Source organism: Serpentinimonas barnesii, from assembly GCF_000696225.1.
GTDB lineage: Bacteria > Pseudomonadota > Gammaproteobacteria > Burkholderiales > Burkholderiaceae_C > Serpentinimonas > Serpentinimonas barnesii.
Genome location: NZ_BAWN01000013.1, coordinates 1 through 14,356, shown reverse-complemented (window position 1 = coordinate 14,356; position 14,356 = coordinate 1). Strand labels below are relative to the sequence as shown.

General features: G+C 67.9%; 15 protein-coding genes. All 15 read left to right on the top strand.

Annotated features, from left to right (window positions below):
• The gene (locus SRAH_RS03980; RefSeq protein WP_029462059.1) at positions 1–1,338 is read left to right on the top strand and encodes a cobyrinic acid a,c-diamide synthase CobB; all 1,338 of its coding nucleotides are present in this window, start codon (positions 1–3) and stop codon (positions 1,336–1,338) included.
• Positions 1,335–2,150, top strand: coding sequence for an ABC transporter substrate-binding protein (locus SRAH_RS03975; RefSeq protein WP_029462058.1), 816 nt, complete (start codon positions 1,335–1,337; stop codon positions 2,148–2,150). Before SRAH_RS03980 ends, SRAH_RS03975 begins: the two co-directional genes overlap by 4 nt.
• A complete protein-coding gene (locus tag SRAH_RS03970; protein ID WP_029462057.1) occupies positions 2,143–2,736 on the top strand; it encodes a bifunctional adenosylcobinamide kinase/adenosylcobinamide-phosphate guanylyltransferase in 594 nt (197 codons plus the stop codon). Before SRAH_RS03975 ends, SRAH_RS03970 begins: the two co-directional genes overlap by 8 nt.
• Positions 2,736–3,632, top strand: coding sequence for an ABC transporter substrate-binding protein (locus SRAH_RS03965; RefSeq protein WP_029462056.1), 897 nt, complete (start codon positions 2,736–2,738; stop codon positions 3,630–3,632). Before SRAH_RS03970 ends, SRAH_RS03965 begins: the two co-directional genes overlap by 1 nt.
• On the top strand, positions 3,629–4,684 hold the full coding sequence (locus SRAH_RS03960) for a FecCD family ABC transporter permease (RefSeq protein ID WP_082210058.1): 1,056 nt from the start codon (positions 3,629–3,631) through the stop codon (positions 4,682–4,684). Before SRAH_RS03965 ends, SRAH_RS03960 begins: the two co-directional genes overlap by 4 nt.
• Positions 4,681–5,478 (top strand): ABC transporter ATP-binding protein, encoded by a 798-nt coding sequence (locus tag SRAH_RS03955; protein WP_029462054.1) that lies wholly within the window; start codon positions 4,681–4,683, stop codon positions 5,476–5,478. Before SRAH_RS03960 ends, SRAH_RS03955 begins: the two co-directional genes overlap by 4 nt.
• 12 nt (positions 5,479–5,490) lie before the next feature.
• Complete coding sequence (gene cobO / locus SRAH_RS03950; RefSeq protein WP_029462053.1) at positions 5,491–6,072, top strand: cob(I)yrinic acid a,c-diamide adenosyltransferase; 582 nt, start codon at positions 5,491–5,493, stop codon at positions 6,070–6,072.
• Positions 6,073–6,080: 8 nt separating this feature from the next.
• On the top strand, positions 6,081–7,070 hold the full coding sequence (gene cbiB / locus SRAH_RS03945) for an adenosylcobinamide-phosphate synthase CbiB (RefSeq protein ID WP_029462052.1): 990 nt from the start codon (positions 6,081–6,083) through the stop codon (positions 7,068–7,070).
• Positions 7,067–8,071 carry an aminotransferase class I/II-fold pyridoxal phosphate-dependent enzyme gene (locus SRAH_RS03940; RefSeq protein WP_045476107.1) on the top strand — a complete coding sequence of 335 codons (1,005 nt, stop codon included), beginning with the start codon at positions 7,067–7,069 and terminating at the stop codon, positions 8,069–8,071. The genes cbiB and SRAH_RS03940 overlap by 4 nt, the downstream gene beginning before the upstream one ends.
• Positions 8,068–9,561: a cobyric acid synthase gene (locus SRAH_RS03935; protein ID WP_029462050.1), complete on the top strand. Its 1,494-nt coding sequence runs from the start codon at positions 8,068–8,070 to the stop codon at positions 9,559–9,561. Before SRAH_RS03940 ends, SRAH_RS03935 begins: the two co-directional genes overlap by 4 nt.
• 30 nt (positions 9,562–9,591) lie before the next feature.
• Entirely contained in the window at positions 9,592–10,644 is a 1,053-nt protein-coding gene (gene cobT / locus SRAH_RS03930) for a nicotinate-nucleotide--dimethylbenzimidazole phosphoribosyltransferase (protein WP_029462049.1), read from the top strand.
• Positions 10,645–10,734: 90 nt separating this feature from the next.
• Entirely contained in the window at positions 10,735–11,550 is an 816-nt protein-coding gene (locus SRAH_RS03925; protein ID WP_029462048.1) for an adenosylcobinamide-GDP ribazoletransferase, read from the top strand.
• Between the two features lie 14 nt (positions 11,551–11,564).
• Positions 11,565–12,248, top strand: coding sequence for a histidine phosphatase family protein (locus tag SRAH_RS03920; RefSeq protein WP_052369080.1), 684 nt, complete (start codon positions 11,565–11,567; stop codon positions 12,246–12,248).
• A 141-nt stretch (positions 12,249–12,389) separates the two neighbouring features.
• Positions 12,390–12,665, top strand: a complete 276-nt coding sequence (locus tag SRAH_RS03915) for a bestrophin (RefSeq protein ID WP_149028922.1) — start codon at positions 12,390–12,392, stop codon at positions 12,663–12,665.
• Positions 12,662–14,281, top strand: a complete 1,620-nt coding sequence (locus SRAH_RS03910) for a sodium/solute symporter (RefSeq protein WP_029462045.1) — start codon at positions 12,662–12,664, stop codon at positions 14,279–14,281. Before SRAH_RS03915 ends, SRAH_RS03910 begins: the two co-directional genes overlap by 4 nt.
• Positions 14,282–14,356: the final 75 nt, after the last annotated feature.

Sequence of the window (14,356 nt, the reverse complement as noted above, 5' to 3'; positions counted from 1 at the left end):
GTGGCAACCTGTCCCGCTCTTTTGATCGCGGCCCCGGCATCGGGGCAGGGCAAGACCAGCGTCACTTGTGGCTTGGCGCGTCTGCATGCGCGGGCCGGGCGGCGGGTGCAGGTATTCAAGTGCGGCCTTGATTTTCTCGATCCCCAATGGCTGGCGCTGGCCAGCGGACAGCCGGTGGACAACTTGGATTTGTGGGTAAATGGCGAGGCCGATGTGCGCGCACGGCTTTGCCACGCATCTGAGCAAAATGATCTGATTTTGATTGAGGGAGTGATGGGCCTGTTCGACGGCGAACCCAGCGCGGCTGATTTGGCGCAGAGGCTGGGCGTTCCCGTGCTGGCGGTGGTGGATGCCTCGGCCATGGCCAAGACGTTTGGTGCCTTGGTGCATGGTTTGCGCCACTATCAGGGTGGGTTGAAGTGGGCGGGCGCCTTGGCTAACCGGGTGGCCAGCGATGGCCATGCCCACGCGCTGCAGGCTTCAGTGGCCGCTGACCACGAGAATCCACTGCATGCGGGCTGGCTGGGCGCATTGCGTTGGGATGCGGCTTTTGCCCTGCCAGAGCGGCACTTGGGCCTGACCGCCGCCACCGAGCTGCCGGATGCCATGGCCAGGCTGGATGCCATGGCCGATGCCTTGGCCCCAACGCCTTTGGGTCAATTGGATTTTGTGGAGTGGCAGCGTTGGGCGGTGCGTTTTGACATGCCCGCCGAAGCACCGCCCGAGATACCGAAACTGCTGGCTGGTCGCACGGTGGCGGTGGCCCAAGATGCGGCCTTTTGCTTCATTTATCCCGCCAATTTGGCAACGCTGGGCGCCTTGGGTGCGCGGGTTGTGGCCTTTTCGCCCTTGGCCGACCATGCGCTACCCCCCTGCGACGCCGTCTGGTTGCCCGGTGGCTACCCAGAACTGCATGCCGAATCGCTGGCCCGCCTGCAGCGCACCCGGCATGGCTTGGCCGCTCATGTGGCGGCGGGCAAACCGCTGTGGGCAGAATGCGGGGGCATGATGCCCCTGTTTGAAGGACTGACGCTTGGTGACGGTCGTCGGTACGCCATGTGGAGTTTGTTGCCCGGAGAAGTCACCGTGCAGCCACGCTTGGCGGCGCTGGGGTCGCAGCAGTGGGATACACCCCATGGTGCCTTGCGCGGGCACAGCTTTCACTATTCAACGGTTGATACCTCCCACCCCCCAGCCGCGCAGACCCAGCCTGTGCGGCGCTTTGGGCGGCCCGAGGCGGTTTACCGCCGTGCTGCCTTGCAAGCCAGTTATTTTCACGCATGGTTTGCGTCGTCTCCCAAGGCGACAGCGCACCTGTTTTTGCCGGAGGCCGCATGAATCTGCCCGGCCCTCAGCGCATTGTGTGTTTGACCGAAGAAACCACGGAGTGGCTCTACCTGCTCGGACAGGAGGCGCGCATTGTTGGCATCAGCGGCTACACGGTGCGGCCGCGCCGGGCCCGGGAAGAAAAACCCAAGGTGAGTGCTTTTCTGAGCGCGAAGATCGACAAAATTCTGGCGCTGGAGCCAGACTGCGTGTTGGGTTTTTCCGACCTGCAGGCGGACATTGCGGCAGCGCTGATCCGCGCGGGGGTGCAGGTGACCGTGTTCAACCAGCGCAGTGTGGACGGGATTTTCTCCATGCTGCACCAAGTGGCGGCCATGGTGGGCTGTGTGGAGCAGGGTCGGCAGCGCATCGCGGCCATGCAGGCCCAACTCGACGCGATTGCGCAGGCCGCCGCGGCACAGGATGCCGCAGGTTTGCGCCGCCCGAGGGTTTTTTTCGAGGAATGGGACGAGCCCCACATCAGTGCCATCCGCTGGGTCTCGGAACTGCTGACGCTGGCGGGCGGCCAAGATGTGTTTGCCGAGCTGGCGCTGCAGCCCATGGGCAAAGACCGCATCATTGCGGATGGGGCTGAGATCGTGCGGCGTCTCCCTGACATGGTCATCGGTTCTTGGTGTGGCAAAAAGTTTCGGGCCGAGAAGGTGGCTGCTCGTGCAGGTTGGGCCGATCTGCCTGCCGTGCGCAACGGGCAACTGTTTGAAATCAAGTCGGCCGACATCCTGCAACCCGGTCCTGCGGCGTTGACCGATGGAGTGGCGCAGTTGCATCGTTTAATTGACCAGTGGCGCATTCAATATGGCTGATGCGGTGCGTTTGGAACTCATTCTCGGCGGCCAAAAAAGCGGCAAGTCGCGCTGCGCCGAGCAGCGGGCGCAGCAGTGGCTGGCGGGCGCACCGGGGCGGCGCGCGTTGCTGCTGGCTACCGCCGTGCCGGGCGACGAGGAAATGCGCCAGCGCATCGATCGGCACCGGCGCGAGCGGGCGCTGCGGGTGCCGGGCTTGCAAACGCGCGAGGTCGGGCAGGGCCTAGGGCCGGACCGGATGCGGGAGTTGGCGCAGGCGCTGCGGCACGAGAGCGCGCCGCAGACGCTGCTGTTGGTGGACTGCCTCACGCTGTGGCTGACGCAAGCGATCATGCCGCCGCCGGGCTTGGAGCCGCTGGCCGACAGCGAGGCGCTGATCGAGCACCTGTGCCTAAGCTTGACCGGTCTGCCCGGTCCGGTGCTGCTGGTGGGCAACGAAATTGGCTTGGGCGTGATTCCGCTGGGGCCGCCTGTGCGCCGCTTTGTGGACGAACTTGGGCGCCTGAACCAGGCGGTGGCGGCGCGGGCGGACCGCGTCACTCTGATGGTGGCGGGTTGCCCGCTGCAGGTGAAAGGTGGGGCTTGATGGCTGCTGCGTTGCGCGTATCTTCCCGGTGGCTGTGGTGGGCCATCGTGCTCATGGTCTTTTTTCTGGGCCAGGCGCAGGCGCAGCCCATCCAAGTCACGGACGACCGCGGTCGCAGCGTGCTGCTGCCAGCCCCGCCACAGCGCGTGGTCTCCATCCTGCCCTCGCTCACCGAAACGGTGTGCGAGTTGCAGCAATGCCACCGGCTGGTGGGGGTGGATCGGTTTTCCAACTGGCCGGCGGCGGTGCAGGCGCTGCCACGGGTCGGGGGTGGGATCGACCCCAATATCGAGGCCATCGTTGCGCTGCGGCCCGATGTGGTGCTGGTGGCCACCTCCAGCCGGGGCATCGAGCGGCTGGAGGCACTGGGTCTGAAGGTGGTGGCGCTAGAGCCCAAGACCCATGCCGACGTGCAGCGGGTGATGGGCACGGTGGCGCGGGTGCTGGGCCTGCCTGCGGGCCAGGCCGAGCGCATCTGGCGCCAGATCGATGCCGCCGTGCAGGCGGCCGCCCAGTCATTGCCGCCCGGCGTGCGGCGCACACGGGTGTACTTTGAGGTCAACCGCGCGCCTTTTGCGGCCGGGGCTTCATCGTTCATAGGCGAGACGCTGGCACGGCTGGGGGCGCAGAACATCGTGCCGGCTGAATTGGGGCCGTTCCCGAAACTAAACCCCGAGTTTGTGGTGCGCGCCAACCCCGACGTGATCATGGTGGGCGATCGCAACTTTGCCGGCCTGACCGACCGGCCGGGCTGGTCGCGCATCCGGGCGGTGAGTCGGGGCCAGATGTGTGTGTTCAGCAACGCAGAGGCCGACACCATCATCCGCCCGGGGCCGCGCATGGCCGAAGGCGCGCGGTTGCTGGCCGATTGCCTGCGGCGCTACGCCCAACCATGATGACCCAGACGGCATCCCCCCACGCCGCAGCGCCTGCAAAGGCGGGCAGTGCCCTGCACGCCACGACCGATCAAAGCCGCAGCGCCTGGCTGGCCTGGGTGTTGATGGGCGCCGCTGCCGTGCTGGTGCTGCTGGGCTTGGGGGTGGGCAGCACCGGTGTGGAGCCGGTTTGGGCCATGCTGGCCGACCCGGTGGCGGCGCAGATCGTGTGGGACATCCGCGCCCCGCGCACGCTCGGCGCATGGGCTGCCGGTGCGCTGCTGGGTCTGGCGGGGGCGGTGGCCCAGGGCCTGTTTCGCAATCCGCTGGCCGATCCGTTTTTGCTCGGCAGCGCGGCGGGTGCGTCGCTCGCCGTGGCCGTGACGCTGGTGGGTTTGGGGGTGTCGCCCTTTGCGGCGGCCTGGGTGGTGCGCTTGGGTCTGACGGGGGCGGCTTTTGTGGGTGCGGTCGGCGCGGTGCTGCTCACGCTGGCGCTGGCGCGCGGCGTGCAGCACACGTTTCGGCTGCTGCTGGCTGGGGTCGTGGTGGGCATGGTGCTGGGCGCGCTCACCGCCCTGGTCACCCTCATGGAGCCCGATGTGTTGCAGGCCATGCAGGCTTTCATGCTCGGCAGCACGGGCTTTGTGGGCTGGTCGTCGTGGGTCATCATGGCCTCGGTGGGGGCGGTTTGCGTGGCGGCGGCGTGGGCACTGGCCAAAGTGCTCGACGGGCTGAGCCTGGGCGAAGCCACGGCACAGAGCCTGGGCTTGCCACTGGCTCCCTTGCGGGCCGCGCTGGTGGCCGTGATGGCGCTGGCCACCGGCACGGCGGTGGCGCAGACCGGGCTAATCGCCTTTGTCGGCTTGGCGGCCCCGCATCTGGTGCGGGCCGTGGTCAAGACCACCCACGCCCGGCTGGTGTGGCTCTCGAGCCTGATGGGCGGCTTGCTGCTGCTGGCGGCCGATCTGCTGGCGCGCGGTTTGCTGGCCCCGCAGGAAATTCCGGTGGGGGTGCTCACCGCGGTGCTGGGCGGAGGCTATCTGCTGTGGTTGATGCACCGGCGCATGGCATGAACACCTACTCGGCATCCGCCGTTCTGGCGGCACACGAGCTGTGCGTGCAGCTTGGCCCGGCGCGCCAGCCGCGCCAGGTGTTGCAGCGCGTCCAGGTGGCGATTCAAGCAGGCCGCTGGACCAGCATCGTGGGCCCCAACGGCGCCGGCAAATCGACCCTGTTGCGGGCGCTGGCTGGCCTGGTGCCCGCCCAAGGAAGGGTGGAGCTGCAGGGCCGGTCTATCCATGACTGGCCACACCGCGAACGGGCCCGGGCGCTGGCTTGGCTGGCGCAGGGGGGCGCTTCAGACATGGGTGCCGACGACCTGAGCGTGCGCGACGTGGCCATGCTGGGGCGCCTGCCGCATCAGGCTTGGCTGGCCCCGCCGAGCGAGGCCGACCATGCCATTGTGGAGGCCGCCTTGCGCCAGACCCATGCCTGGGACTGGCGCGACCGTGCCTTTGGGGCCTTGTCTGGGGGCGAGCGCCAGCGCGTGCTGCTGGCCCGGCTGCTGGCCGTGCAGGCGCAGGTGCTGCTGATGGACGAGCCCCTGACGAGCCTGGATCCGCCGCACCAGGCCGACTGGCTGGCCTTGGTGCGCGAGCGGGTGGCGCAGGGCTGCACCGTGGTCAGTGTGCTGCACGAAATTTCCATGGCCCTCTTGGCCGATGACGTGATCGTCATGCGCGAGGGCGCCATTGCGTATCAGGGGCCGGCGAACCATCCCGACGCCCACGAGGCGATCTCAAAGGTGTTTGAGCACCGCTTGCGCATCCACGCCCTCGATGGGCGCTGGGTGGCTTTGCCCCATTAAACCGGATAGCCCATGCAGATTGAATCGCCTCCCACCGAAAAGCGTTATGAAAAGCCCGAGGGCGAGCGGCGCGGGCTCTTGATCGTCCACACCGGAGACGGCAAGGGCAAGAGCACGGCAGCGTTTGGGCTGGCTTTGCGGGCCTTTGGGCGCACCCATGTGCACGGCAAGCAGGTGCGGATTTTTCAGTTTATGAAGGTGCCGAGCGCGCGTTTTGGCGAACACCGCATGTTTGAGCAGATGGGCCTGCCCATTGAGGGCTTGGGGGATGGTTTCAGTTGGAAAAGCAAGGACCTGGACCATTCTGCGCAACTGGCCCGCGATGGCTGGCAGCGCGCCAAGGCGGCCATACTGGATGGGCGGCACTTTCTGTTGGTGCTGGATGAAATCACCTACCCGCTCATTTACGGCTGGCTGCCGCTGGACGATGTGCTGCAAACCCTGCGCGAGCGCCCGCGCGACGTGCACGTCTGCCTGACCGGCCGCCGCTGTCCGCCAGAAATCATCGAGCTGGCCGACACCGTGACCGAAATGGGCTTGGTCAAACACGCCTTCCAGGCCGGGGTGCCGGCCCAGCGTGGCATTGAAGACTGAGGCCTGAGATGCAAGACCTTGCCCCCACTTGGATCGCCGTTCTCAGCCCTGGGGTGGCGATTGGGGTGGCCCTGCTGGCAGACCGCTGGCTGGGTGAGCCACCGCTGCGCTGGCATCCGGTGGTGGCCATGGGCTGGGCCTTGGCGTGGCTGGGCCGCTGGGCGGCGCCACCGGCCCAAGTCGGTGCCGAGAAGCGCTGGGGCCCATGGGGCCGTGGCGCGCTGGGCTGGATGGCGGGGGCCACGGTGGTGGCGGGCTGTGCCGCGCTGCTGGTGGGCCTGGTGGCTTGGGTGCCGCTCTGGCTGCAGGCCGTGCTGCTGGGCTTGTTGCTCAAGCCCTTGCTGGCGTGGCGCATGTTGCGCCAAGAGGTGCAGCAGGTGGAGACCGCCCTGGCGGTGTCGCTGCCAGCCGGGCGCGCGCAAGTGTCGCGGCTGGTTAGCCGCGAGGTGTCGTCGCTGGACGAAACCGCTGTGCGCCAGGCGGCGCTGTCCACGCTGTCAGAAAACCTCAACGATTCCGTGGTGGCCCCCCTGTTCTGGTTTACCGTGGCCGGCTTGCCTGGTGCGGCGCTGTACCGCTGGGCCAACACCGCTGACGCCATGTGGGGCTACCGCGGCGAGCGCAACGGCCGCATCTGGACGTGGGCGGGCCATTGGGCCGCGCGGGCCGACGATGTGTTGTCGTGGCTGCCCGCTCGCTTGACCGGGCTGCTGTTGCTGGCCTGGGGCCCGGTGCGGCGCTTGCGGGCGCTGCCGCAGCAGGCGCGCCGCACCCCCTCGCCCAACGGGGGCTGGCCCATGGGTGCCTTGGCGCTGGCTTTGAACGTGCGCTTGTGCAAGCCCGGTGTGTACGCGCTCAATGAACACGCCGCTGCGCCCACCGCAGACTGCACCCCAAGGGCCATCGCCCTGTGCGGCCACACCCTGTGGCTGGCTGCGGGCTTGCTGGCGGCTGCAGCGGCCTGCATTGCGGCGCTGCAGCACAGGGGCTGGGCATGAGCACCGTGGATGGGCGGGTACACGGCGGCACCGACAAGCAAGGCGCGGCCCAATGGGATTTTTCATCCAACGCCAACGCCTGCGGGCCCTGCCCAGCCGTCGAGGCTGCGGTGCGACAAGCCGATTCCGGCCGCTACCCAGACCCGGCCTACACGGCCTTGCGCCGCGCCTTGGCCGGTTTGCACGGGGTCGAGCCCGAGTGCATTTTGTTGGGCACCAGTGCCAGCGAGTGGGTGCAGCGCCTGTCGGCTTGGGCGCGGCAGCGGGGGCAGATCGAAGTCTGGTGGCCGCGCCACGCCTATGGCGACTACGCCCAGGCGGCAGCCGCATGGGGGTTGGAGCACACCGATGACCCCCTGCAGGCCAAGCTGGCTTGGCTGTGCGAACCCGGCAGCCCATTGGGGCAAAACGAAAGCCCCGCAGTGGTGGCTGCGCTGCTGGGCCATGGTCGCGCCGTGGTGGCTTTGGACTGCGCCTACGTGCCGCTCCGGCTCGATGGGGTGCCCACCTTGACGCCCGAGCAGCGCCAGCGTTGCTGGCAGATTTGGTCACCCAACAAAGCCCTGGGCCTGACCGGGGTGCGGGCTGCCTACGCGATTGCGCCGCCAGCGCTGGCCCCCATGCGGCGGGAGCTGGAATTCTTGGCCGCCTCTTGGCCGGTGGGCAGCCACGGTGTGGCCCTGTTGCAGCAGTGGTGCCAACCGCCGGTGCAGGCATGGGTGCAAGGGTGCCTGCCCGAGCTGCAACGGCGCAAGGAGCGCCTGCAACAACAGCTATTGCGCCGGGGCTGGTGCGCTTTGCCCAGCCATACTCCCTTCTTCTGCGCCAAGCCGCCACTGCCGCTGCCGACACAAGCACTGCGGGCGCGGGGCATCAAGTTGCGCGATGCCACCTCGTTCGGCTTGCCCGGCTGGTGGCGCTTGAGCGCACAGCCAGACGCGGCTGCGCAAGCCTTGCTGCGGGCGCTGGACAGCCTAGGCGGCACGGAGGCGGCAGCATGAGCGCCCCCTGCATCATGGTGCTGGGCACCAGCAGCGGCGCGGGCAAGAGCTGGATCGCCACCGCCCTGTGCCGCCACTACGCCCGCTTGGGCCTCAAGGTGGCCCCGTTCAAGGCGCAGAACATGAGCAACAACGCGCGCGTGGTGGCCACCACGGGGGGCGGTTGGGGCGAAATCGGCAGCGCCCAGTATTTTCAGGCGCTGGCGGCCGGGGTGCGGCCCGAGGTGCGCATGAACCCGGTGCTGCTCAAGCCCGAGGCCGACACCCGCTCGCAGGTGGTGCTGCTGGGCCAAGTCAGCGCGGAACTGGGCGCCATGCCCTGGCGCGAGCGCAGCCAGCGGCTGTGGCCGACGGTGGCGCAGGCCTTGGACGAACTGCGCGCAGCGCACGATCTGGTCGTCATCGAAGGGGCGGGTTCCCCGGCCGAAATCAACCTGATGGACAGCGACATCGTGAACCTGCGCGTGGCGCGGCACACCCAAGCGCGCTGCCTGCTGGTGAGCGACATCGACCGCGGCGGTGCCTTTGCCCACCTCTACGGCACTTGGGCGCTGCTGCCCGAAGCCGAGCGGGCCTTGTTGCGCGGCTTCGTACTGAATCGCTTCCGGGGTGATGCCAGCCTGCTGGCACCGGGGCCGCAGCAGTTGCAGCAGCTCACCGGCGTGCCCACGCTGGCGACTGTGCCCCTGCTGCGCCAGCATGGGCTGCCCGAAGAGGACGGCTGGTACGGGCCCGCTGCGGGCCAGGCGGCCGGGCCTTTGCGCCTGACGGTGGCCATCTTGGCTGGCCCGCACATCAGCAACCTCGACGAGTTCCAGCCGCTGAGCCAGGTGCCCGGTCTGCGGCTGCTGTGGGCGCGCCAGCCGGCCGATCTGGCCGCAGCAGACTGGGTCATCCTGCCCGGCAGCAAACAAACGGCGGCCGACTTGGCCTGGTTGCGCACGCAAGGGCTGGATGGGGCGCTGGCGCAGCACGCGGCGCGCGGTGGGGCGGTGCTGGGCATCTGCGGCGGCCTGCAAATGCTGGGCCAGGCGCTGCAAGATGCGCACGGCATCGACGGCAACGCCGCCGGGCTCGGCCTGCTGCCGCTGCTGACGCAGTTTGCGCGCCACAAAACCGTCACGCCCACCGAGGCGGTCTTTGCCAGCCCGGCGCTGGCGCAGGGGCCGTGGGCCGCCTTGCAGGGGCTGCCGGTGCAAGGCTACGAAATCCACCACGGGCAAACCCAAGCCGATGCCGCCCGGGTGGCCGCTGGCCAGCCCTTGCTGGCGGCCCTGCACCACCGCGCCAGCGGCCAGCCCTTGGGCTGGTGCAACGCAGCAGGCAATGTGCTGGGGCTGTATCTGCACGGCCTGTTTGAGCAGCCCGCCGTGTTGCAGGCCCTGTTCGGGGCGGCGGTGCCGTTGCCCGATCAGGTGTTCGATCGCCTAGCCGACCACGTGGCGGCCCATTTCGCACCCGGCGCGCTGGCGGCGCTGCTGGAGCCCTAAACTTTTTTATTGCACCTCCCGAAAGCCACCATGAACTGGAACCCGCCCGAACTGGCCGATCTCGACGCCCTCAACCCGGCCGCGCTGCGCACGCGCCTGCAGCAGCGCCTCGACGGCAAGACCAAGCCCTTGGGTTCGCTGGGGCAGATCGAGGCGCTGGCGCTGCGCATCGGCCTGATCCTGGGCACCGAGGCGCCGCAGTTGCAGCAGCCGCAGTTGCTGGTGTGCGCCGCCGACCACGGGCTGGCGGCGCAGGGCGTGTCGGCCTACCCGAGTGAGGTCACGGCGCAGATGGTGCTCAACTTTCTGGCCGGTGGCGCGGCGGTGAGCGTGCTGGCGCGCCAGCACGGGCTGGCGCTGACGGTGCTCGACTGCGGCGTGCGCGCCGAGCTGCCCGCGCACCCGGCTTTGCGTGCCTGCAAGGTGGCGCAGGGCAGCGCCGACTCCAGCCTGCAACCGGCCATGAGTGCGGCGCAGTGCCGGGCCGCGCTGGGGCATGGGGCCGCCGTGGTGCGCAGCCTGCCGGGCAACGCGCTGCTGCTGGGCGAGATGGGCATAGGCAACACCTCGGCCGCGGCGCTGCTGCTGGCGCGCTTGGGCGGGGTGCCGATCGAAGACTGCACCGGGGCCGGCACCGGGCTGGATGCCGCCGGGGTGCAGCGCAAGACCGCCGTGCTGCGCGCGGTGTTGCAGTTGCACGCGCAGGCCCAGGAACCGCTGGATGCGCTGGCAGCCTTGGGCGGTTTCGAGATCGCCGCCTTGGTCGGGGCGGTGCTGGAAGCGGCGGCGCAGCGGCGCGTGATCGTGGTCGATGGTTTCATCACCGGGGCCGCGGTGCTGGTGGCGGCGCGCTTGCAGCCGGCGCTGTTGCAGCGCTGCGTCTTTGCCCACTGCGGCGCCGAGCGCGGCCACGCCCGGCTGCTGGAGCTGCTGGGGGCCGAACCCTTGCTGCGCCTGGGTTTGCGGCTGGGCGAGGGCTCGGGCGCGGCGCTGGCCTGGCCGCTGTTGGTCTCGGCCTGCACGCTGCTGGAGCAGATGGCCAGTTTCGAGTCCGCCGGGGTGAGCCAGTCGGTGGCGCTATAACCTCGCCAAGTTAAGCCCGCCATCTATCCAGCCCCACGCTGGCAACCGCTTCGCCGCGCCAGCCTCGATCCGCACCCCGGAGTAAATCCCATGGCCAACGCCTTGCGCCGTTTCTTGCTGGCGCTGCAATTTTTGACGCGCATCCCGGTCACGGGCCGGCTGGCCGACTGGGTCGGCTACAGCCCGCGTTTGCTGCGCGAATCGGCGCCGTACTTCCCGCTGGTGGGCGCGCTGGTGGGCGTGTTGGCCGCCGCCGCCATGGTGGCGCTGTGGTGGCTGCTGCCCGCCGTGCCGGCCGCCGCTTGGGTGGCGGCCGTGGTGGCGTTGGCATGTGGACTGCTGCTCACCGGGGCTTTTCACGAAGACGGGCTGGCCGATACCTTCGATGGCCTGGGCGGCTCGGCCGAGCGCGGGCGCGCGCTCGAGATCATGAAAGACTCGCGCATTGGCAGCTACGGGGCGCTGGCGCTGGGGGTGGCGCTGCTGGCCCAGTGCGCCTTGCTGGCCACCTTGCTGCAAACCGATGTGGCGCTGGCGCTGGTGGCGTTGGTGTGGGCGCACACGGTGTCGCGCTGCGCCCCGCTGTGGATGCTGCACCGGCAGCGCCATGTGGGCGATTTGGCCGGCGCCAAATCGAAACCGCTGGCCGATGGCCTCTCGGGGCGCGGCTTGCTGGGGGCGCTGGTGCTGGCGGCGCTGCTGGTGGCGCCAGGCCTGTGGTGGGTGTCGGCCATCGAGCTGTTCGCCGGCCTGCTGGGGGCGCTGCTGGGCGCGGTGTGGATGGGGCGCTGGCTGCTGCGCCGCCTGGGCGGCTACACCGGCGACGGGCTGGGTGCGATGCAGCAAGCCGCCGCCCTCGGGCTGCTGCTGGGGCTGGCGCTGCAGTGGCCGGGTGTTGCCGGCTGAACGGGGAGCGCTGCATGAAGCCCAACCCAGCCAGCCCGGCCCCGCAAGCCGCGCACACACCCGCCCCCGCCCCCGCACCTGACGCAGCGGCCCAGGGCAGCCTGTGGCTGGTGCGCCATGCCAGCGTGCTGTGCCCGGTGGAACCGGCGAGTGCCACCTGCTACGGGCGGCTCGATTGGCCGGCCGATCCGCTGGCAACCCAAGAACTGGCCCGCAGCCTGGCCAGCCGTTTGCCTGCTGGTGCACGGCTGCGCAGCAGCACGCGCCAGCGCACCCGATTGCTGGCACAAGAGCTGTTGGCCTTGCGCTCCGACCTGCAGCCCGGCGGCGCCGACGCGCGGCTCGACGAGCTCGACTTCGGGGTCTGGGAAGGGCGGCGCTGGAGCGACATCGGCGAGGCCGCCGTAGACGCCTGGGTGCGCGATTTTGCTGATGCGCGCGTGGGCGGGGGCGAGTCGGTGCGCCAACTGCTGCAGCGCGTGCAGGCGGCCCTGATCGAGCAGGCGTCGGATGGGCCGGGCGATGTGGTCTGGCTCTGCCACGCTGGCGTCATCCGGGCCTGCCAGTGGCTCTACGGGGCCAGCCCCGGCGCCACCCCGCAGGCCGATACGTGGCCGCGCACTACCGTTTCCTTTGCTTTTTGCAAGGAGTTTCCTAGGACATACCCTAGGACCGGGGAACTTGGGTGGTGTTCATAAGTTGGCTGTAAGAATCGGGCTCGACAGTCCGTGCCTGAGCGTTGCTTGGCCTCTTGCGGCAGCGTTCTGGCGCGGTGGCGCAAGCCGCCGTTTCAGGTGTGATTCGACCCATCCCGGGCTGATCCAGAAAGGAACCCATTCATGACTAACCCCAGTACGAAAGACGCGGCACCGCCCGGCGTCGTGTACGACGAGGGCGTGATCAAGCGCAAGCTTGGCGCGGCCCTGGGCCTACTGGCCATTTTTTGTGTCACGTATTTCGTGGCTGCCGTGATCGCGACGCGCGACTTCAAGCAAATCGGTCAGATCGAAATCCTCGGCTTGCCGCTGGCGCTCTACACCGCCACGCTGGTGTTCGTCGTCGGCTTGGTGGTGACCCGCATGTGTCTGAACCAAGACAAAGGGGGTAAATCATGAACTTTGAAAACCCAATTGCCTTTGCCATTCTGGTCGTCAGTTTGATACTGGTGGTCTACATCAGTTGGTGGGGCAAAAAACAAACCACCACCACCACCGACTTCTACGTCGCTGGCGGCAAAATCTCCCCGCGCCTCAATGGCTGGGCCATGTTTGGCGACTACTGCTCGGCGGCGAGCTTCCTGGGTGTGGCCGGTGCGATTGCGCTGGTTGGCATCGATAGCTGGTGGATCGCCATCGGCTTCTTTGGCGCCTGGATTTTTGTGCTGGTGGCACTGGCTGGCCCGCTGAAAAGCTCAGGCAAGTTCACCGTCGGTGACGTGCTGGTCGGGCGCTTTGGCGGCCGCAGCCTGAAGTTCCTGGCGATGTTCACCACGGTGGTCATCGGCACGCTCTACCTGGTGCCGCAGATCGTGGGTGCGGGTCACCTGTTCCAGTTGCTGTTGGGCTGGGATTACATGGTCACGGTGTTCGTTTCGGCGATCATCATGGGCCTGATGGTGATTCTGGGTGGCATGATGGGCACAACCTACAACCAAGCCATTCAGGGTGTGATCTTGTTGGTGGCGATGCTGCTGCTGTTCGTGCTGGCAACGCTGGTTTACTTTGGTGGCAACCCCTTTGCCATCATCAGCCAAGCCATGGACACCGTTCCGCCCACCGCTGCCGTAGGGGTGATGGCTCAAGTGGTGGTGCCGCCCGCGGTCGAAGGCGCTTACGGCCCGTTTGTGCTGGCCGAAGCGGTCCGCGCCGGGTTTGAAAACCTGCCCAATGCGCTCACACCCGGTGTTGCAACCCCCGACGTCTGGAACCAGGTCAGTCTGGTGCTGGGTCTGCTGCTCGGTGTAGCCGGTCTGCCACACATCCTGATCCGCTTCTACACCGTGAAAGACGCCAAAGACGCCAAGAAAGGTGCCGAAATCACCATCATCGGCTTGGCGGTGTTCTACGTTGCGGTGCTGTTCGTCGGCTTTGCCACCATGATGATCCTCTACCCTGAGTTGATCAAAATGCTGCAAGCTGGCCAGCGCGGTCAAGCCACCAACTTGGCCATTCCCATGCTTGGTCAGGCACTAGGGGGTGAAGTGGTGTTGGGCCTGATCGCAGCCGGTGCCATGGCAGCCATGCTGAGCACGGCGGTGGGTCTGCTGATCTCCATGACCACCAGCCTGTCGCACGACGTCTATGCCGGCGTGTTGCGCCCCAACAGCACCGACCGTGAGCGTGTGGCGTTCGCCAAAATGGGTGCCGTCGTGCTGACCGTGATCGCCTTGGTGGCTTCGATCTGGCTCAAAGACCAGAACGTTGCCATCCTGGTGGCCATGTGCTTCGGTATCGCTGCCTCGACCTTCGCCCCGGTGCTGATCCTGTCGGTCTGGTGGACTGGTCTGACCAAAGAAGGCGTGATTGCCGGTTTGGTGGTGGGCCTGATCGTCTCGCTGACCTTCACCTTCGCCCGTTTCTCGGCCGTGCCAGAGATTGCTGGCATCCGCGTGCTGGGCAACCCAGCGCTCTACGGCGTGCCGGCGGCCCTGCTGTCGATCTTTGTGGTGAGCCTGTTGACCAAGAACACGGGCAACGCCCGCGAGTTCATGGCGGCTGCACACCGCGGATAACACCGTTCGCACGATCCCTTGGAACCCACCGCAAGGTGGGTTCTTTAAAAACCCGCCAATGGCGGGTTTTTTTTT